Source organism: Actinoplanes sp. NPDC051411, from assembly GCF_040682075.1.
Classification (GTDB): domain Bacteria; phylum Actinomycetota; class Actinomycetes; order Mycobacteriales; family Micromonosporaceae; genus Actinoplanes.
In genome coordinates, this window is record NZ_JBFBAD010000008.1 from 62,541 (window position 1) to 81,511 (window position 18,971).

Genomic DNA, 18,971 nt, shown 5'->3' on the forward strand with positions numbered 1-18,971 from the left:
CTGAACGGCCCTGACCGTACGTTGCCTTTATATTTCCGTCAACATGTCTTGGGAGAGAAATCCATTCTGTGGCAGCGGATTCGCCCGTTTCGTTGCAATGGCAATGGCGCTGAATGCAATACTCGATTGCAATGGGCTGCGCCCGAACGCACACTGTGGACCGGACAACCGAGAGGCGGACCGATGCCCGGAGGCAGGCTCACCGACGACGACCGCCGGCAGATCGCCGAGGGGCTGACCGGAAAGCTCGGCTACACCGAGATCGGGCGCCGGCTGGGCCGTCCCGCCTCGACGGTCATGCGAGAGGTCACCCGCAACGGCGGACCGGACGGCTACCGGGCCGAGCACGCGCACGAGGCCACCCGCCAACGCGCACGCCGCCCCAGGCCGGCCCAGTCGCCGGCGCCACCGGTTCCCGACGACGTCCAGGAGTTCACGGAGTCGTTCGTCGCGCTCCTCGAACAGCAGGGGCTCTCCCGGATGGCGTCACGGGTGCTGGCCGCCCTCTACACCGCCGAGGCCGGCCGCCTCACCGCCGCCGAACTGGTCCGGCAGCTGCACGTCAGCCCGGCGTCCGTCTCCCAGGCCGTCGCGTTCCTCGACCAGCAGGGCCTGCTCATCCGGACGCGGGTCCCCGGCGGGCGCCGCGAGCGATACGAGATCGACGACCAGATGTGGCTGCGCACCACGCTCGCCGCGATGCGAATGAACGAGGCCCTGGTCGACATCTCCCGGCGCGGGGCGGCGCTCTTCGGTGCCGCCACCCCGGCCGGTGCCCGCTTCGACTCCTCGGCCGGCTTCCTGCACACCGTGAATCGCTGCCTCCAGCAGGGCATCGAGGAATGGCAGCGCACCGGAGCCTAAGGGCCTGAGGGGGCCAGTCCGGCGAAGACGATCGCGAGCACGCGGTCGCGCACGCCGGCGTCGAGGTGGGCACGGGAGGTCGCGATCAGCAGGGCGTAGACCTCGGGCAGCTCCACCTCGGAGCGGACCGTGCCCGCCCGCTGGGCCCGGTCGAGCAGCTCGCCGACCGCCTGCCGCAGCCGGAGCGAGGCCTGGGCGGCGGTGCCGCCGAGGTCGCCGCCGGCGTCCGCGAACGCGTCGCCGATGGCGATTTTCGTCGCCGCGTCGGCGACCAGGTGGCGGAAGAAGTCGTGGAACTCCGCGCCCCGGGCCTCGGCGTGGAGGCGGTCGAAGCGCCGGGTCAGCACGGCTTCGAGCAGTGCCGCCTTGGTCGGGAAATGCCGGAAGACGGTGGCGATGCCGACGCCGGCCCGGCGGGCGACCTCCTCGGTCGAGGCGGCCGGGCCGCCGCTCCCGAAGACCTCCTCGGCGACCGACAGGATGCGGTCGCGGTTGGCCTGGCCGTCGGTTCGCATATCCGGAGTCTAGACTTCGGATATGGCTGAGAGTCCACGAGAGGTCTTCCTCGCGCTTGTCGAAGGTGTCTGCGCCGGGCGCTGGGAAGAACTGCCCGATCTGTACGCGGAGAAGACCGACGTCACGCACCCGTTCCACCCGGCTCGGCCGCCCGCGCTGCGCAGCCGGGACGAGCTGCGGGAGCATTTCGCGCCGACCGGGGAGGGTCCGCGGCTGGAACGCCGGCCGGCCAACATCCGGATCCATGAGACGGCCGATCCCGAGGTGATCGTCGCCGAGTTCGAATACCGGGGGACCAACCTGGAGACCGGGGAGGCGTTCACGCAGCCGGGCATCTTCGTGCTGCGGGTCCGCGACGGTCAGATCGTCGAGTCGCGCGACTACTTCGACCACCTGACCGCGGCGCGGATCCGCGGCATCGACATCGAGACCGCCTGAGAACGGCGGCGCGAGACGGCGGTCAGCCGCTGCGCGGGACGACGATGAGGGGGCGGCGGGCCCGGCGGGAGAGCCGGGCCGAGACGCCACCCAGGACGACGCGCCGGGCCGGGCCGTAGCCGCGGGAGCCGCAGAACAGCACGTCGACGTCGTCCAGGTCGGCCAGCGTGTCGACCGCGTCGCCGGAGCGGAGCTCCCACTCCGCGGTCACCCCGGGCACGTCGGCCGCCGCGCGCGCCAGCGACTGCTCGTACGTCTCCCGCGCGGTGTCGAGGAAGGCCCGCTCGGTGTCGTCGCCGAGCAGGAACGGCAGGGCGGCGTCGCCCGCGGCCACGACCGTGGTCAGCCGCAGGTGGGCGCCGCTGTGCCGGGCCAGCTCGGCCGCGGCCGTGAGCGCGGTCCGCCCGTCCGGGGTGTCGACATAGGCGACGCCGATCCGGTTGAGCGAGCCCAGCGGGCCTTTCAGTCCGCTGGGTGCGACCGCGACCGGGCACACGCTGCCGGCCATCAGCCGCTCGGCCGTGCTGCCGGCGAAGAGGCGCTCGCGCGGCGCGTCACGGCCCGAGCCGACCGCTATATAGGCCGCGGCGACCTGCTCGGCCAGATCGGAGAGGCCGTGCGCGGCCGAGCTCGAGGCGACCGTACGGTAGTCGATCGCGCAGGCCACCCCGGCCAGTGCCTCCTTGGTCTCGTCGAGCACCCGGGTCGCGGCCCGGTGCCGGTCGGCGACCCATTCGGCGTCGACCCGGCCCGAGCCGAGGGCGGCCGGTGCCGGGTGCACCGCGGCCACGATCAGCGAGGTGCCCAGGGAGGTGGCCAGCCAGCAGCCGAGGACGGCGGCGTCGGGGGCGGTCAGCCCGCCGTCGACGCCGACCACCACCGGCCCGGTCATGGCGTGTCCCCGCTCGGCGCGTCCGGCGACCCGGAGCGCGGCCCGTCGGAAGCGGGGTGCGGCGCGTCGGACGTCGCCGAGGGTGCCGCCCACCCCGGCGTCCCGGCCGGCTCCGTGCGCAGCCGCGAGTTCCGATACCCGTAGGCGGCGTAAATCAGCAGGCCGACCGCCAGCCAGACCACGAACCGCACCCAGGTCTCCCAGGGCAGGTCGCTCATCAGGTAGACGGCGAACGCCACCCCGATGATCGGCAGCACCGGCGACCACGGCACGCGATAGGGCCGCGGCATCTCCGGCCGGGTCCGCCGCAGCACGATCACACCGATGTTGACCAGTACGAACGCGAACAGCGTGCCGATGTTGACGAGTTCGACGATCGTGCCGAGCGGGACCAGCGCGGCCAGGATCGCGATCAGCACCCCCAGGCCGAGGGTTAGGCGGGCCGGGGTGCCGTACCGGGGGTTGACCTTGGCCAGTTGCTTGGGCAGCAGGCCGTCCCGGCACATGGCGAAGAAGATGCGGGTCTGGCCGTAGAAGATGACCAGGACCACGCTGGTGATCGCGACGACCGCGCCGAGGGCCAGGATGCCGGCCGCCCAGTCCACGCCGGCGCCCTTGTCGAGCGCGGTCGCGAGCGGCGCGTCGCTGCCCTTCATCTGGTCGGGGGTGGCGATGCCGAGCGCGCCGACCGCGGTCAGCACGTAGAACACGGTGCAGATCAGCAGCGAGCCGATGATCGCCCAGGGCAGGTCCTTGGCCGGGTTGCGGGCCTCCTCGCTGCCGGTCGATACGGCGTCGAATCCGATATAGGCGAAGAAGATGACCGCGGCCGCGGATGTCACCCCGTGGAAGCCGGCCGGCGCGAACGGCGTCATGTGCGCGGTGGTGAAGTGGGCGAACGCCACGATGAGGAAGAAGATCAGGACGATCAGCTTGATCCCGACCATGATCAGGTTGACCCGCGCGCTCTCGGTGACGCCCCGGACCAGCAGGAACGCGATCGCCAGCACGACGATGACGGCCGGCAGGTTGAAGACGCCCCCCTCGGACGGCGACTTGGCGATGGCGTCCGGCAACTTGTAGTGGAACGCCGCGTCGAGGAACGCGTTCAGGTTGCCGCCCCAGCCGACCGCGATGCCGGCCACCGAGACGCCGTACTCCAGGATCAGGTCCCACCCGATGATCCACGCGACCAGCTCGCCCAGCGTGGCGTAGCTGTAGGTGTACGCGCTGCCGGAGACCGGGATGGACGAGGCCAGTTCGGCGTAGGACAGTGCCGAGAACGCGCACGCCACCGCGGCGAGCACGAACGAGAGGATGACGCCGGGGCCGGCGATGCCCGACCCCTTGCCGATCACCACGAAGATGCCGGTGCCGATGATGGCGCCGACCCCCATCGCGGTGAGCTGGGTGGCGCCGACCGCCTTCTTGAGACCGTGCCCCTCTTCGGCGGTCTCGGTGATCAGAGACCGGACGTCCCGGATCGCGAAGATCCCGGGACGCCCGGACGATGTCGTGGCCATGAACCAGCCCGCCTCTCCGGTGAAACGGTGAACGGTGAACATCGGCTACCGCTGATGTCACCTTGTGCACCGAAGTCGTTCATGCGCAAGTCGAGTGCCCTTTCCCGTACTGAATGTGCGGCGACGTGCCGGAAACATCGGGCAGCCTGCGGATCACACGACCGCCGTTGTACCGTGATTCGGGAACGGGCAGCGGCCTGATTCGGAGGTGGCCGGTAATGGGCGAGGCCGTCATGACGACGCGGCGCCAGGCCGACGGAGCGATCGTCATCGACGTCCGTGGCAGCCTGGACGCCGCCACCGTGGACGCGCTGCGCAACTCCCTGCTGACCACCCTGCACGCCGAGCGGCCGGTCACCATGATCGTCGACCTCACGTTCGTCACCTTCATGGATTCGATGGGGATCGGCGCGCTGGTCAGCGGTCACAACGCGGCCCGCGAGACCGGCACCCGGTTCATCCTGCGCAACCCGAGCGAGTTCGTGCACCGCCAGCTGCGCGTGACCGGCCTGGCCGACATGTTCGGGCTGCCGGCGAGCCCGTCGTCGTCCTCGCCACAGAGTTACACCCCCTGACTCTCTCTTCCCGCGCGCCGGAGTCCGTTCGCGGTTAACCTCTGCTCATGGAGGCGACGGCCGGGGCGTGCGACATCAGCACGGCGGTCCGCTTCCGCTTCCCCGATCCCCATCGGAGCCTCGCCGCGGTGCGGCTCGACTGCCGCTATCTGGGGTCACCCCTTTTTTCGTACGCGGTGAGCACCGGTTCCTGGGAGCTGCGACTCGACCGGCCGGACGTCGACCGGATCGAATACAAGTTCGAGCTGACGCACCGCGACGGCCGCACCGAGTGGGTTCTCGACCCGGACGAGCCCCGCCGGGCCCCGGGCGGCTACGGCGACGTGTCGGTGCGCTGGGCGCCCGGCTATCGCGAGCCGGCGTGGCTGGGCCAGCCCGCGGTCGCCGGGCGGTGGAGCGAGGTGCGGCTGCCGGCGCTGGATGGCGAGATCACCGCCTCGGTCTGGTCGCCGGACGGCGCCGGCGGGCGGATCCTCCTCGCCCACGACGGGCCCGACTACCACCGGTTCGGCGAACTGGGCCGGTTTCTCGCCACGTCGATCGCGGCCGGCCGCGTCGCGCCCTGCCACCTGGTCCTGCTGCCCGCGAATGACCGGCTCGAGTGGTACAGCGCCTCCCCGGCGTACGCGAAAAGCCTGGCGCTGGAAATCCTGCCTCGGGTAACGCGTCTTCTCCGGGCCGAAAGGCCCGTCGTCGTCGGCGCCGGCGCCAGCCTGGGCGCCCTCGCGATGCTGCACGCCCAGCGTCGTCATCCGGCGGGTTTCGCCGGGCTTTTTCTGCAGTCCGGGAGCTATTTCCAGCCCCGGCTCGACCCGCAGGAATCGGGTTTCGCGCGCTGGCTGCGCATTGTCCGATTCGTCGGGCGGGTACGCCGGGCCGACGCCGGACCGGCCATTCCGGCCGCGCTGACCTGCGGAACCGTCGAGGAAAACCTCGCCAACAACCGGGCCATGGCGCAATACCTGCGCCGGCAGGGATACGCGGTGAGCTTCGCCGAGAACCGCGACGCGCACACCTGGACCGGGTGGCGCGACGCCCTCGATCCTCATCTGACTTCGTTGCTGCAGCGCGTCTTTTAAGGGGAGGACTCCGTGGCGGACGTCGAGCACACGATCGGCCTTTTGCTGGGCACCGAGGACGACTGGCCGCGGGCATATGAGGCATTACTGCGCCGGGTCGGCGTGATCGGCGGGCCGGACGCCAAATCGCACCGGGTCCGCTCCGAGCGGGTGACGATCGAGCCGTTCAATCTGCGCGACCGGCCCAAGCACGACCTGGTCATCGACCGGCTGGCCTACTGGTACTACCACCCGCGCGAGTGGCTCAAGAAGATCGCGCTGATGGACGACGTGTACCTGCTGAACAGCCCGTTCACGTTCCAGTCGATGGAGAAGCACGCGGCCTACTGCGCGATGATCCGGCTCGGCCTGAAGGTGCCCGAGACGGTGCTGGTGCCCTACAAGAACCCGCTCGACAACAACCGCTACGCCTACACCGCGGCCCGCTACAACCAGTCGTTCGACCTCGACCAGACGGCGGCCCAGGTCGGCTATCCGATGTTCATGAAGCCCTACGACGGGGGCGCCTGGGTCGGCGTCTCCAAGATCCGCAACGCCGAGGAGTTGCACGCCGCCTACGACGCTTCGGGGGAGCGGCTCATGCACCTGCAGGCGTCGGTCGAGGGCTACGACGTGTTCGCCCGGTCGCTGACCATCGGCCCCGAGACCATGGTCATGAAGTTCCGGCCCGAGCAGCCCATGCACGCCCGCTACGAGGTCGACCACGGCTTCCTCGGCGCCGAACAGGGCAACGAGGTCGTGACGATCTCCCGCCTGGTCAACGCGTTCTTCCGGTGGGAGTTCAACTCGTGCGAGTCGCTGGTGCGGGGCACCGACGTCTATCCGATCGACTACGCGAACGCGTGCCCGGACGTGGCGATCACGTCGCTGCACTACTACTTCCCGTGGGCGATGGCGGCGCTCGTGCGCTGGACGGTCTACTGCGTGGTCACCGGCCGGCGCCCCCGCCTCGACCTGGACACCGCCTCCTACTTCAAGATCGCCGCCTCCGAGATGTCCTATGCGGAGAAACTCGGGGCGTACCGCAAGCTCGCGGACGAGTACTTTGAGGTGGACAAGTACGAAGAGTTCTGCGCGCGGTATCTCGCCAACGTCGACGAGATCGTCCACGACTGGGTGTCGTCGGCCGAGTTCCAGTCGCTGCTGCGCGAAACCGTCCGGGCGACCTATCCGGTCCACGAGCACGAGAAGTTCCTCGGGCACTTCGGCGGACTGATCGACGCCTGGATCCGCGACAACTCGTGACGGGGGTGCCCCTTGGCCGGTGCGCTGCGATTCGCCACTGCCCTCTACACGCGCCGGCTCACGGACGCCTACCACCGCACGATCTGGCACGACCCGATGGCCCAGCTGCGCGGGCGGGCCGGGCGCGACGACCCGTACCCGATCTATGAGCGGGTCCGCGCCCGGGGCACCGTGGTGCCGACCCGGCTCGGCAACTTCATCACGCCGTCCCACCAGGTCTGCAACTTCGTGCTGCGCGACCGTCGTTTCGGCGTCCGCAGCGGGGAACGGGTCAACACGGCCGACGAGTTCGACATGTCGTTCCTCGACATGGACCCCCCCGACCACACCCGGCTGCGCCGCCTGGCCCAGCCGTTCTTCAGCCCCAAACTGATGGCCGGCTACCGTCCCCGGGTGATCGCCCAGGTCGACGCCCTGCTCGACGCGGCCCTGGCGAAGGGCTCGTTCGACCTGGTGTCCTCGTTCGCGGCCCCGCTGCCGATCGCGGTGATCACCGACCTGCTCGGGGTGCCGGACGCCGACGCGGCCCAGTTCTCGTCGGTCGGCACGGTGATCGGCAGCGCGCTCAGCGGCATCCGGTCACTGCGGCACGCCGCCCAGCTGAAGGCGGCCGACGAGATTCTGCGCGCGCTCTTCTCCGCCCTCTTCGAGCTGCGGCGCGAATCCCCGGCCGACGACGTGATCAGCCACCTGGTGGCCGCGCCCGGCGACCAGATCCACCCCGACGAACTGCGGCCGATGTGCACGCTGCTGCTGGTCGCCGGCTTCGAGACGACGGTCAACCTGATCGGCAACGCGGTCAACGCCCTGCTGGCCCACCCGGCCCAGTGGCGCGACCTGTGCGACGACCCGTCCCTGGCCGCGGCCGCGATCGAGGAGACGCTGCGCTGGGATCCGCCGGTGCAGCGGACGGCCCGGTGCGCGTCCGAGGACATCTCGATCGACGGTGTCCCGATCCGGCGCGGCCAGTACATCGTCACCATGCTGGCCGCCGCCAACCGCGACCCCGAGGTCTTCGCGCGCGCCTCCGAGTTCGACATCCACCGCACCCCGGAGGCCGACCACCTGGCCTTCTCCAGCGGCATCCACTACTGCGTGGGCGCGCCGCTGGCCCGCATGGAGGCCACCATCGGCCTCCAGCGCCTGGCCGAACGCCTGCCCGGCCTGACCCGCGCCGGCGCTCTCCGGCGCCGCACCTCCGGCATCGTCCGCGGTCCGATCCAGTTCCCGGTGCGGGCGGGCACCCGGGCCGGACTCGCCGCCGCTCATGACGGATAGGCCCCCTCGTCCTGCGGTCCGGCGCGGCTCCGTCAGAGCCCCAGCCGGCGCACCAGGAGCACGACCGCCACGACGCAGATCGTCGCGCCCAGCGTGACCCAGATCGAGAAGAGCGTGATCCGCCAGCGGTGGTAGACGTCGTGACTCTTCACACCGTCATCCCTTCTCCGTTCAACAGCCAGGCCGCGAACGACTCGATGCTCAGATCAGCCGTGGTCCCGGCCAGGGGAGCCGCGGTGAGGAAATAGCGGCCCGAGGCGAACTCGTGGTCCATCGCCCGGATCAGGTTTCCCTGCTCCAGCGGGCCCTGCAGCCAGGCCCGGATCGAGTCGCTCGTGCCCACCTCGGCCGCCATGATCTGCGGTCGGATCAGATCCGCTTTGCTCAGGACCACCGCCAGCCGGGCGCCGGTGGTCCGGATGTTCATGCCGTGCATGGTCTGCACGGTCTCCTCGAACACCATCTGCGGCGGGGCCTCGGCCCGGATCGGCTTCAGCTCCTTCTGACGTGCGGCGTCCAGGGAGTCCCACAGCCGCGGCAGCGAGAGCGGATCGATGACCATGACGTAGGTGGCGCGGGCCTGGAGATAGCCCATCTCCCGGATGAGGCTGCTGCTCTTGAAGATCTCGCCCGCCGCGTCGAACATCTTGAGCGTCCGGGCCTTGCCGCCCACCTCCAGCCGCATCGAGTACGCGTGCTGGGCCACGGTGGCGGTTTTGGTCATCGCGCTGCCCCGGGTGAAGGCGTCGGTGGTCTGGTGATACCACTTGCCGGTGTAGTCGTCGGCCGGCCGGGCCGATCCGCCGCTGCGCCCGGTCAGGGTCTCGCTGGCCATCGCGACCGCGCCCAGGAACTGGGTCTTGCCGGCCCCGGGCGAGCCGAAGACCGGCAGGACGATCTCGGGGGCGCGGCCCGCCGACTGTTCGAGTTCCTTGTCGCAGTACGGGCAGAAGCCCTTCAGCCGATGACTTCCGAGCATCAGCAGCGTGGGCATCCGGTTGCCGCACTTGCAGTACCGGTGCAGCATCCCGTACCGGCCGGGACGGACGTCATGCTGCATCGTCCGGCACTTGTCGCACTGGTAGGTCGGGTACGGCACCCTCCGGTAGCAGTCCGGGTTGGGACAGGTGATCCGGATGCCCCGGCCGAGCAGCAGCAACGAGTCGGCACCCCGCAGGAGATAGATGGCGGCGATCCCGATCAGCCACAGCACCACGATCGCCACCGCCTGGACGGCGAACAGCACGGTCAGCAGCGCCGCGGCGAGGACGGCCGCGAAGGCCAGAGCGGCGTACCGGCCGACGCCGACGAAGCGATTGCCGAGCGGCTCGTCCGGACGGTCGTCGGACGGCACGAAGTACCGGGTCTGCACCAGCTTGAAGCGGGCGGTGACGGCCTTCCGCGCGGCCTCGCGAGCCACGGCCACGGTGTGCTTGATGTCCCGCCAGACCGGCCCGAACAGATATTGGACGTACGCGGGCTCCCGCTTGCCGTCCCAGCGCTCCACCGGCGGGCGCACCGTGACCGGCTGCGCGTCCGCGCCGAGGCCCAGGCCCGACCGGACGCCCTTGCCCCACGCGGCGAACATCCGGCCGGCCTCGTACAGGGAGAAGGCGGTGAAGACGAAGGGGAAGGCGAGCAGCGACAGGCCGATCTCCAACGGGCTCATCGACCGGCCGACCGGGATGACGTACGGGTACGGGTAGAACGGCTGCCGGTTCTTCGGCGTCATCAGAGGGACCGCCTCGGCTGGGTAGGGTCGGGACCGGGGGAGGGCGCGCCGCGGGGCAGCAACCGGCGGGCCAGCCGGTTCAGCAGGCCGGCCGGGGCCTGCCCGTACCAGCGCCGGAGGAAGGCCGCGGTGTCCGGGGCGCTGGATTCGACGTACTCGAGGAATCGGTTCTGCCGCCCGGAGCGCCATCGGCCGATGCTGGCCCGCAGTGCCCCGTCGAGTTCGGAGCAGGCCGCCTGATTGGCTCCCGAGGCCGGTTTCATCGCGAGGTGGCGCAGCGTGCGCACGGCCGAGGCGCCGACGGCCAGATCGGGTTCCCGCACGCGGAGGGCGGCGACCAGGCCGGCACAGTACGCGCGCCGCAGCCCGATCAGCCCCTGGATCAGATCGGCCCGGGCGGACGCCTTGAAGTCGGCGAACCGGCGGAGCAGCACCTCCTCGACCGCCCGGCGGTCGGCGTCCGGCAGCCGGCTCAACCAGGAGTGCAGGCTCTTGAGGAGATCGGCGCGGTCCTTGCCGCTCCGCGCGATCTCATCGGCCCAGCGATCCGCGTTCGCGAACATCTCCACCCGATCCCGGGCCGCCGGAGACAGCCGGGCCCGCACCGGCGAGCGGGCGAGCCGCAGGCACAGGTCGGCGTGTTCGGCCCGGGCCCCGGGCGGGGGCTCGGCCAGGACGGTCGCGGCGAACCGGGCGGTCACCGGTTCGATCGTGGCCCGACGCGGGCCGAGGACGGCGAACGCGCGGCCGGCCTCGGCGACCGTCCACCGCCCGGCCGGGAAGAGCAGATCGATCAGGCGGCCGACAGGGATGTCCCCGCCCTCGTCGAGCGCGGCGGACAGGCCGTCGAGCGGGTCCGCCCGGCCGGCCCGCACCCGGGCCACGGCGACCGCCTGTCGTACGGCTGGGCCGGCCTCGGTCACCGCCGGCCCGAGCGCCTCGTCGAGCCCGGCCTCGACCGCCTCGACCAGGCGGTCGAACTCCGGCGCGCCGACCGCGCCCAGATAGGCCACCACCCCGTCGCACAGCGCCGGCCGGCCGGGCAGCACGGCGCGCAACATCGGGTCGGCCGGCTGGAGCAGCAGGGCCGGCCCGGCCGTGCGCCGGCCGAGCTCGCGCAAGCTGCCGTCGCTGACCGGTACCCCCGCACCGGCCGCCCAGGCCAGAAGCGCCGCGGCCCCGGCCGCCGGCAGCCGCGGCAGCTCGCCGGACAACAACTCGCAGCCGTACGCGCGGCCCGCCTCGCCGCGGATCGGAACCGAGGGCAGGGCGCCCATGGCGTGAGAGCGGGGCACGACGGCCTGGATCACGCGGCGTTCGACCTGGTCGAGCAGCGCGGTGAGGCCGCGCGCGGCGGCCACGGCGGCCAGGTTGCCCAGAGTGAACACGGTTTCGTCGCCGGCGTCGTCCCGGGGGACGCACGCGAGGGTCACGCGGCCCAGCTCGGCCACCTCGGTGTCGGCCAGATGAGCCGTGCCGGCGGCCAGCCAGGCCGAGACAGCGGCCTGCTCGTCGCGGGCGCTCTCCGAACCGGACCAGGTCATCAACGTGGCGGCGACGACCGGCCGCCAGTCGTCGAAGGACTGTTCGGCGCCGCTCGCGAGCCGGGCGGCCCGCCGCCAGGCCTCGGCCGCGTCGGCCGCGCTCAGCTCGGCCAGCATCCGCGCGAGCGGGTGTACGGCGATGTCGCTGACCCGGTCGCCGGTCAGATCGAACAGGTCGAACGTCTCGAAGTCCTGGTCGCTCGGGCCGAGATCGCCGGTAGGCAGGGTCCCGACCAGGTGCGCCCGGCTGTACCGGGGATCACGCTCGTAGGTGGCGAACGACAGCGCGGCGACGGTGGCCGCCGGAAGCCGATAGCACAGGGCGGCGATCCAGTACGCGAGCTCCTGGTCACTCGCGCCGATCAGGACCACCCGGCGGTCTCCGGACCGGACCGCCACCTCGGCCGCGGTCAGCATCGCGGGCAGATGCCGGGCCGCCGGTCGTCCGCGCGTGAACGCCTCGGCCGTGGCCCGGTCCAGAGGCCCGGCCGGCGGTGGCCCGGCCAGCGGCGGCAGCTCGGTTCCCGGCACCGGTTCGGCGCGCCAGAAGGGTGCGTTCCAGAGCTCGATCGCCGGCCGGGCGCCGAGATCGGCCTCCGGGCTGCGGGTCACGAGCGCATGCGCGAAGTAGTTGCCGGGACGGTGCGAGTAGTCGACGCCCACGTATTCGACCCGGGCCACCACGGTGACCGGCCCCGGCCGGAAGCAGAGGTTGACCGGGCTGTCGCCGGGCGCCGCCGAGCGGGGCGGCTGGTAGGCGGTGAGTTGCTCGACGTCGCGCATCACATCCTCGCCCAGGCCGGGGGTGGCGGCGTTGAACTGGAAGCCCGGCGCCCCGGCGAGGCCGTCTCGGCAGGAGGTGTAGTAGAGCTGCCAGAACGCCATGTCTCCTCCTAGAGCCGCCTCTTCGCGGCCGTGTTGTCCGGGGCGGCTCTTCTCGGCGAGTCCCGGCGCGAGATGGTGCCGAACTCGCTGAGCAGCCAGAGGAACGGGTCCTGGATCCGCCGGGGCAGGACGCCGTACTCGGAGACCCGTTGCACGTCGTTCTCGTCGCGCACCGGATTGCTGCCGAGAGCGGAGACGCCGAACAGGCGATGCCGTTCGAAGTTCTGCTCGAGCAGCAGATCCATCCCGCCGCCCTGCCACTTGTCGAGCAGCGCACGGATCTCCTCGTGCACGGCCCGGCCGTCGGCCTCGTCGTAGACCGCGTCCCGAGGCGAGTCGCGCAGCAGCGCGGAGTCCTCGGGCAGGGTTCCGTCGAGCGCGTCCAATTTGGAGAACACGACCGCGATCGGTTTGCGGATGCGACCACCGCGGCGGGTCCGGCCGGCGTCGTGCAGCAGGTCGGTGACCCGGCTGAGCACGCCGGCCGGGTCGTCGCGGGCGCCGCCGGGCTCGGGCAACGGGGTGCCGGGCTCGGCCAGCGGTCGCGCGCCCCGCATCTGAAGCGGGTCGAGCAGCAGGATGATCCCGTCGGCGGCGGCGAGATAGCGGGCGTTGCGCTCGACGCTGTCGGCCGAGCGCAGATCCTCACCGGCGGTGTCGAAGAAGGAGAACAGGCTGCGGTCGATCGTCGAGCGGTTGAAGGCGCGGCGCCGGTTCAACGTCATGCTGAACACCAGTGGGCGGCGCCCCTCGCGGGTGCCGGCCGCGGTCCGGGTCGACTCGTGCAACTGCCGTTCGGTGTAGAGCCGGTCCTCGTAGTCGGCCGGGAACTGATTGCGGGTGTAGTCGTCGGCGCCCATCACGGCGAGGCCGAACGACTCGCCCAGCCGGTTGCGCAGCTCGTGCAGGAGCACCGTCATGAACACGGTCTTGCCGCTCTCCTTGGCCCCGACCAGAGCGATCAGCCGGCTGTCGGCCGCGCCGAAATGGGTCGGCAGCTGGCTGTGGCAGAACGGGCAGATGCGTACCGTCGTCTCGACCTGGCACTCGCACCGGGCGGACCCTTTGCGGCCGTCGGCCTCGAACGCCGGTGGCCGCGGCGCGGTGTCGCCGGTGTGCGCGGCCAGCAGCGGGTCGGTGCGGGACTCGCAGCGCCGGCCGGTCGGCCCGGGCCGGCCCGTGCAGCGGAACATGATCTGCCGCGCGGTGAACCGGTGATAGCAGTACGGGCAGTACAGCGCGCCGTTCATCGGCGGCCACCTCCCACGGGCACGTCCCTCGGCCCGCCGGTCCACGGAACCAGGACCACGACCGGGTCCCCGGGGTCGGCGAGGGCATAGGTGACCTTCTCGAGCGGCCCCGGCGGCACGCCGCGGGTCACGTCGACGACCGTGCTCGTGCCGGCGATCAAGGACCGTGCCGGCAGCGCGAGGCTCTCGGGCGTGTCCGGCGTGCGGAGCACGGTCGGCGGAAGGTCACAGGTCTGGTCGGCCACCAGGACCAGGTCGATCCGGCGGCGCAGCCGTCCGCGGTCCAGGCGCCACCGCACCCGGGGCCGCCGCGCGCTGACCTGGCCGGCCACCGGAGCCGACACCAGTTCCCGATGGTTCTGCCGGACCAGCGTCTCGACCGAGATCGACACCGCCGACGGGCCGGTCTGAAGGGTGACGCCGCCCTCGTCGAGGAACGCCCGGCGGGACAGAACCCGCTCGCCGCCCTCGCCGGCCGGGGTCGACCAGCGCAGGCGGGCCTCGTGCACGCCGGGCGGCCAGATCCAGTCGACGTGCACGGCGTCCCAGCGGCGGCGGATCCGCAGACCGTGCACCGGAGCGATCAGTTCAAGCGGGACGCTGTTCCCGACGACGGCCGTACCGCGACCGCGGGTGATCGCGGTCAGCGTCATCCGGCCCTGTCCGGCCGGGACGATCGCCTCCCGGCGGCCGCCCGGCGACGGATGCCCGACCGCGGGCAGTGCCTCGCCGTACTCGTCGGCCGCGGCGGCGGGCACGCGCTCGCCGGCCGCCCAGGGCGGCGGGCCGGGCGCCCGGCGGATCTCCACCCGCCCGGCCTCGGGCGGCGTCCAGGCCAGTCGCAGCTGAGGCGCGCCACCGCCGGCCAGCACCTCGGCGGCGAGATCGTGCACGGCCGACGGTGCCTCCTCCACGACGACCGACTCGGCCCGGGACGGTCCGAGGTGACGCTCACCGTCCGGTCCGAGATAGAACGGGCGGACCGTGTACGCGTACGGGATGCCCGGCTCGGCGCTGTCGTCGACGAGGCCGCCGGCCGAGCCGCTGACCGAGCCGCCGGCCGAGCCGCCGGCCGAGCCATCGACCGAGCCGCCGACCGGGATCGCCCGCTCGTCACCGCCGTCGAGCAGCGCCCGGGTCACCGTGACGCCGGCCGCGCCGGCCGGGAGCCGCCAGGCGCCGATGACGACCCGGCCGTCGGTGGACAACTCGTATCCCTCGACCGGCGGGAGCAGGGTGACCGGCTCGGACGGGACGCCGGGCGAGGCGCTCGTCCCGCGGACGGCGAAAACCGTGTAGACGACGGCCTGGGCGATCGGCGGCGCCGGGTCGGTGGCGTGGTTGGAGCTGGTGTCGGCAACCGGATCGCCCTCGTCGGGACCGATCGCGGTGCCGCCGGCCCGCCGCACGACCCGGTAGCCGACCTGCCCCGTGCGGGCGGCACTCGGCGTCCAGCGCACGACGACCCGTTTGCCGTCCGCGTTCGCCGTCACCCCGGTCGGGGCGGGCGGCGGCAGCCGGTCCAGCCGGGCGCGCAGGTCGGCGTCGTCGGCGGCGCGGCGTACCGCCTCGGCGAGCGACACCGCCGCCTGCTCGGTCTCCCCGGCCGCCTCGGCGGTGTCGGCCTGAGCGGTCAGCGTCGCCACCTCGGCCACCGCCCGGCGGATCCGGTCGCGGATGTCGGGCACGGCGTCCGGTGGCAGCGCCGCGAGCAGCCTCTCCGCCTCCCGCAGACTTCCGCCTGACAGCGCGGCGGCGATCAGGGTGCCGTCGTCGGACGCCGGGGCCGGGCGACCCGCGGCCTGGAGGGTGACCGCCAGTTCGAGCGCTTCGGTGGAGTCCAGGCCGAGTTCGGTGACGACACCGGCGGCGACCCGGACCGGCAGCCCGGCGGCCAGCTGCGCCCGGACCAGTTCGGCCAGCTCCCAGCGCAGCAGCTGTTCGAGAGCGCCGGCGGCCTCGGCGGTGAGCAGGATCGTCAGCACGTTCTCGGCGGCCGTCTTGCTGCTGTCGTGCGGGCGCTTGGCCTGGGCGTCCCGGGCCGCCTCGAGCTCGCGCCGGGTGAGCCGCTCGCCGGCGCCACCGGACAGGCGGAATCCGTCCTTGACCCGGAAGCCCGTGGCGAGCCGCTCGGCGGTGAACACCACCGCCGGGGACAGGCGCACACCGAGCAGCCGCAGGTGGCCGCCGAGTTGCACCGCGACCGGCACCGGCGGGCGGTCCGGCAGGTCCCATCCGGGGTCGATGAGGTGAACGCCGGCCGCGGTCATCCGGGTGCGGACGGCCGCCTGGTCGAGTAGGCCGCCGCTCTGCTCGACCAGGTGGGTCAGCGCCGTCGCGGTCAGGTGCGGGACCTCGGCGGCGATCTGCCGGAGCCAGGCGTCGATGCGTTCGGCGGCCCGCTCGCGGGCCTGGCGGCGGCGCTCCTCGAAGCTCTCCGGTGTCAGCGCTCCGGCCCGGTCGAGTTCCTTGTGCGCGGCGAGCAGTGCCTCGGCGAGCGGCTTGTAGACCTTGGTGGTGGTGGCCAGCTTCTTCCAGTAGCGGACCGCCGCCTCCAGCCGGACCGCGAAACGGTCCGCGCTGCGGTCGGCGCCGTGCAGCGCGTACCGGACGAAGAGATCCTGCGGTATCACGTTGCCGGCCCGCATGGCCGGCTCCAGAACCGAGACCTTGTAGTCGTCCCACTCGGTCGCCATGGCGCGTCCGGTCCGCTCAGGCGCCGACGTCGTACTGGGCGACGGCGGATCGGGCCTCGGCGAGCTCGTCGCCGCTGAGACCGGCGATCGCCAGTTCCATCGCGACCTCCTGGCCGGTCACGCCCTCGACGGCGTGGACGCGGAGCAGGCCCATCTCGTCCATCGTGAAGGTGATCTTGACCGGCGACCCCTTGGGCATCGGCGGTAGGTGATCGATCCGGCCCTCACCGATCTTCGCGTTGTCGGACAACCGCCGGGACTCGACCGAGCCGGCCTGTTCCCAGATCTCCAGGACGATGCTGACCATGCCCTCGAACGCCGTTCCGTACGACTGGGTGGGCGGCGACGCGGGCAGCTGGTCGTTCGCGCGCAGAAGATGGTCGACGACGAAGCCGTCCGGGTCGGCGTCCGGATCCTGCTCGGCGAGCACCTTGACGCCGAACGCCCGGGGGACGACCCCGGCGACCCGTTTGCCGACCAGGCTGAGCACGCTCGCCTCGTCGAGCCCCAGTTCGGCGGCGGCCTCCTTGACCTGGGCCGAGGACGGCGCGGTGGTCTCGCCGTCCGTGCCGGGTAGCGCGATCTTGACCGATTCGATCGCGGCGAACATGGCGGCGCCCTTGGCGACCGCCTGGTCGGGGTCGTGCAGCTTGGGGGCGAACCCGAACCTCTTACGGAGCATCTCCTGGACCGCCGGCATTCTGGTCGAGCCGCCGACCAGAAGGACGTCGTCGAACTCGGTGATGCCCTTGGCCCGGGCGGCCTCGAGGGTCCGCCGGGTGATGTCGTGAGTGCGTTCGAGCAGGTCGGCCGTGCTGTTCTCGAACGCCTCCCGGGTGAGCTCGACCCGCGACGAGTCGTCGCCGTAGCGCATGTTGTAGCGGCGGCTCGCCACGCTGCTCAGAGCCCGCTTTAGATCCTCGGCCGCGATCGCCAGCTCCTGCATGAAGTCTTCGCTGCCGCGGGCGTCGGTGCCGGGATGCTCGTCCTCGAAGGACTTGAGCAGCAGATCGGCTATCCGGTCGTCCCAGTCGGCCCCGCCCAGCCGGTGGTCGCCGTCGGTGCAGACCACGACGATGTCGCCGTCCGCGATCCGGATGACGGTGGTGTCGAAGGTGCCGCCGCCCAGGTCGTAGACGAGGATGGTCTGATCGGTGTCGCGCTGGAAGGACTCGTAGTGCAGTGCCGCGGCGACCGGCTCGGGCACGACGTTGAGCACGTTGAGCCCGGCGATCCCGCCGGCGGCCCGGGTCGCCTCACGCTCCTTCACCCCGAAGTAGGCCGGCACGGTGATCACCACGTCCCGGACCGGCACGTGGGCGATCTCCTCGGCCGCCCGTGCGAGCTCGCGCAGGATCAGCGCCGACACGGTGATCGGGGTGTGCCGGGCGCCGTGGAACTCGAGTTCCACACCGTCCTCGCCCATGCGCCGTTTGATTAGGGACACGACCAGGTCGGGAAAGAGCTTGGCCGAGTTCTTTGCCTCACGGCCGACGACGACATTGTCCGGAGTCTCGAAGAACACGACGGAGGGGGTCGAGTCCTCGCCGATCGCGTTCTTCACGATCAGGGGACGGCCGGTGTCGTCGACCATCGCAATACACGAGTACGTCGTTCCTAGATCGATTCCGAAAGTGGTCATTGCGCACCCGCCGGTCCCTCGTGCGATTGTTCCGGTGCCGCCGCACGGTAGAGGCGCACCCGGACGGGCCGGCGTATCCGGCCGTTCTCCCGGTCGACCAGGCCGGCCGCCGCGACCTCGGCGACGACCTCGCCGGGAGGGGGGTCGGGGTGGTCGACGTAGCCCGCCGCGACATGCCGGCCCCGGGTGTACGCCTCGCCGGGCACGGCCGTGATGATCTCGGTGCCGCAGCGCTCCAGCGTCATCGCGACGTCGTCGGCGAAGCTCGCCCACAGGTCGCGCCCGGCCGCCCGATCCGGCTCGGCCGCGGCGCGTAATGCCTGCTGGGACAGGCTGTCGTGAAGCTTGAGCAGGTCGGTCACCACCGGTTGCAGAAGCGTCCGGAGCGTTCCCTCGCGGAGGACCTGATTTTCCTCGTGCAGGCGGTCGATGACGGTCTCGCGGTGCGCCGAGCGCTGGTGGAAGGCGCGCAGCGCGTCCTCGATGGAGGCGAGCCGGACGAGCAGCGCGGCGTCCGGTGGGGCGTCCTCGGCCACGGCCGGGCCGGCCGGCAACTCACTCACGTGGACCCCTTTCCGGATGCAACCGGTTGACGGAAATGCGACAGTCGAAAGGAGCCCGGGCTATTTTCGATCTTGGGGAGTCCCGATCCGGGGTGCGATTCAGAATTGATCTCCACGACCCTCGGCCGAAAACACCATAACCCGGTGTTCGGTGGTGGGGAATACCAAAAACGGCGATCAATGATGGCCGATGACGCATTGCAGTCCGGCTGTGCTGCTGCGAAGATCGGGCGCGTCCCGGCCTGCCCG

15 protein-coding genes are annotated in these 18,971 nt (G+C 71.8%); 6 read left to right on the plus strand and 9 right to left on the minus strand.

Translation table 11 applies throughout. The features are described 5' to 3' along the window. Positions 1-183: 183 nt before the first annotated feature. Complete coding sequence (locus tag AB0M88_RS06535) at positions 184-864, plus strand: MarR family transcriptional regulator (RefSeq protein ID WP_364096344.1); 681 nt, start codon at positions 184-186, stop codon at positions 862-864. Here the strand turns inward: AB0M88_RS06535 and AB0M88_RS06540 are convergent. Continuing rightward, positions 861-1,379: a helix-turn-helix domain-containing protein gene (locus AB0M88_RS06540; protein WP_364096347.1), complete on the minus strand. Its 519-nt coding sequence runs from the start codon at positions 1,377-1,379 to the stop codon at positions 861-863. The two genes, AB0M88_RS06535 and AB0M88_RS06540, sit on opposite strands and share 4 nt — an antisense overlap. Before the next feature lie 22 nt (positions 1,380-1,401). Here AB0M88_RS06540 and AB0M88_RS06545 point away from each other — a divergent pair, with 22 nt between their 5' ends. After that, entirely contained in the window at positions 1,402-1,818 is a 417-nt protein-coding gene (locus AB0M88_RS06545) for a nuclear transport factor 2 family protein (RefSeq protein ID WP_364096350.1), read from the plus strand. Positions 1,819-1,840: 22 nt separating this feature from the next. On the opposite strand, the gene AB0M88_RS06550 is transcribed toward AB0M88_RS06545, so the two are convergent. Together AB0M88_RS06550 and AB0M88_RS06555 are read right to left on the minus strand one after the other, a co-directional pair. Continuing rightward, complete coding sequence (locus AB0M88_RS06550; protein ID WP_364096353.1) at positions 1,841-2,710, minus strand: universal stress protein; 870 nt, start codon at positions 2,708-2,710, stop codon at positions 1,841-1,843. After that, on the minus strand, positions 2,707-4,275 hold the full coding sequence (locus tag AB0M88_RS06555) for an amino acid permease (RefSeq protein WP_364096356.1): 1,569 nt from the start codon (positions 4,273-4,275) through the stop codon (positions 2,707-2,709). The genes AB0M88_RS06550 and AB0M88_RS06555 overlap by 4 nt, the downstream gene beginning before the upstream one ends. 176 nt (positions 4,276-4,451) lie before the next feature. Here AB0M88_RS06555 and AB0M88_RS06560 point away from each other — a divergent pair, with 176 nt between their 5' ends. Genes AB0M88_RS06560 through AB0M88_RS06575 form a run of 4 tightly spaced genes read left to right on the plus strand, consistent with a single transcriptional unit; the run spans position 4,452 to position 8,410 of the window. Beyond that, the gene (locus AB0M88_RS06560) at positions 4,452-4,808 is read left to right on the plus strand and encodes an STAS domain-containing protein (RefSeq protein WP_364096358.1); all 357 of its coding nucleotides are present in this window, start codon (positions 4,452-4,454) and stop codon (positions 4,806-4,808) included. A 47-nt stretch (positions 4,809-4,855) separates the two neighbouring features. Beyond that, positions 4,856-5,887, plus strand: coding sequence for an alpha/beta hydrolase-fold protein (locus AB0M88_RS06565; protein WP_364096361.1), 1,032 nt, complete (start codon positions 4,856-4,858; stop codon positions 5,885-5,887). A gap of 12 nt (positions 5,888-5,899) precedes the next feature. Beyond that, positions 5,900-7,132, plus strand: a complete 1,233-nt coding sequence (locus AB0M88_RS06570; protein WP_364096363.1) for a hypothetical protein — start codon at positions 5,900-5,902, stop codon at positions 7,130-7,132. Between the two features lie 12 nt (positions 7,133-7,144). Continuing rightward, positions 7,145-8,410 carry a cytochrome P450 gene (locus AB0M88_RS06575; RefSeq protein ID WP_364096366.1) on the plus strand — a complete coding sequence of 422 codons (1,266 nt, stop codon included), beginning with the start codon at positions 7,145-7,147 and terminating at the stop codon, positions 8,408-8,410. Positions 8,411-8,558: 148 nt separating this feature from the next. Here AB0M88_RS06575 and AB0M88_RS06580 read toward each other — a convergent pair whose 3' ends face one another. The 6 genes from AB0M88_RS06580 to AB0M88_RS06605 are packed head-to-tail and all read right to left on the minus strand — an operon-like array spanning position 8,559 to position 18,722. Then, positions 8,559-10,142 (minus strand): hypothetical protein, encoded by a 1,584-nt coding sequence (locus tag AB0M88_RS06580; protein ID WP_364096369.1) that lies wholly within the window; start codon positions 10,140-10,142, stop codon positions 8,559-8,561. Then, on the minus strand, positions 10,142-12,571 hold the full coding sequence (locus tag AB0M88_RS06585; protein ID WP_364096372.1) for a GTPase-associated protein 1-related protein: 2,430 nt from the start codon (positions 12,569-12,571) through the stop codon (positions 10,142-10,144). The genes AB0M88_RS06580 and AB0M88_RS06585 overlap by 1 nt, the downstream gene beginning before the upstream one ends. Positions 12,572-12,579: 8 nt before the next feature. After that, positions 12,580-13,821 carry a hypothetical protein gene (locus AB0M88_RS06590; protein WP_364096375.1) on the minus strand — a complete coding sequence of 414 codons (1,242 nt, stop codon included), beginning with the start codon at positions 13,819-13,821 and terminating at the stop codon, positions 12,580-12,582. Then, positions 13,818-16,517, minus strand: coding sequence for a hypothetical protein (locus tag AB0M88_RS06595; protein ID WP_364096378.1), 2,700 nt, complete (start codon positions 16,515-16,517; stop codon positions 13,818-13,820). The genes AB0M88_RS06590 and AB0M88_RS06595 overlap by 4 nt, the downstream gene beginning before the upstream one ends. A gap of 16 nt (positions 16,518-16,533) precedes the next feature. Continuing rightward, entirely contained in the window at positions 16,534-18,159 is a 1,626-nt protein-coding gene (locus tag AB0M88_RS06600) for an Hsp70 family protein (protein ID WP_364096381.1), read from the minus strand. Next, a complete protein-coding gene (locus AB0M88_RS06605; protein WP_364096384.1) occupies positions 18,156-18,722 on the minus strand; it encodes a molecular chaperone GrpE in 567 nt (188 codons plus the stop codon). The genes AB0M88_RS06600 and AB0M88_RS06605 overlap by 4 nt, the downstream gene beginning before the upstream one ends. Between the last annotated feature and the right edge of the window lie 249 nt (positions 18,723-18,971).

Coding starts and splice junctions, on each gene's coding strand:
- AB0M88_RS06565 (WP_364096361.1), top strand. CDS start 4,856: ATGGAGGCGACGGCCGGGGCGTGCGACATCAGCACGGCGGTCCGCTTC.
- AB0M88_RS06555 (WP_364096356.1), bottom strand. CDS start 4,275: ATGTTCACCGTTCACCGTTTCACCGGAGAGGCGGGCTGGTTCATGGCC.
- AB0M88_RS06590 (WP_364096375.1), bottom strand. CDS start 13,821: ATGAACGGCGCGCTGTACTGCCCGTACTGCTATCACCGGTTCACCGCG.
- AB0M88_RS06595 (WP_364096378.1), bottom strand. CDS start 16,517: ATGGCGACCGAGTGGGACGACTACAAGGTCTCGGTTCTGGAGCCGGCC.
- AB0M88_RS06600 (WP_364096381.1), bottom strand. CDS start 18,159: ATGACCACTTTCGGAATCGATCTAGGAACGACGTACTCGTGTATTGCG.
- AB0M88_RS06585 (WP_364096372.1), bottom strand. CDS start 12,571: ATGGCGTTCTGGCAGCTCTACTACACCTCCTGCCGAGACGGCCTCGCC.
- AB0M88_RS06545 (WP_364096350.1), top strand. CDS start 1,402: ATGGCTGAGAGTCCACGAGAGGTCTTCCTCGCGCTTGTCGAAGGTGTC.
- AB0M88_RS06580 (WP_364096369.1), bottom strand. CDS start 10,142: ATGACGCCGAAGAACCGGCAGCCGTTCTACCCGTACCCGTACGTCATC.
- AB0M88_RS06540 (WP_364096347.1), bottom strand. CDS start 1,379: ATGCGAACCGACGGCCAGGCCAACCGCGACCGCATCCTGTCGGTCGCC.
- AB0M88_RS06560 (WP_364096358.1), top strand. CDS start 4,452: ATGGGCGAGGCCGTCATGACGACGCGGCGCCAGGCCGACGGAGCGATC.
- AB0M88_RS06550 (WP_364096353.1), bottom strand. CDS start 2,710: ATGACCGGGCCGGTGGTGGTCGGCGTCGACGGCGGGCTGACCGCCCCC.
- AB0M88_RS06535 (WP_364096344.1), top strand. CDS start 184: ATGCCCGGAGGCAGGCTCACCGACGACGACCGCCGGCAGATCGCCGAG.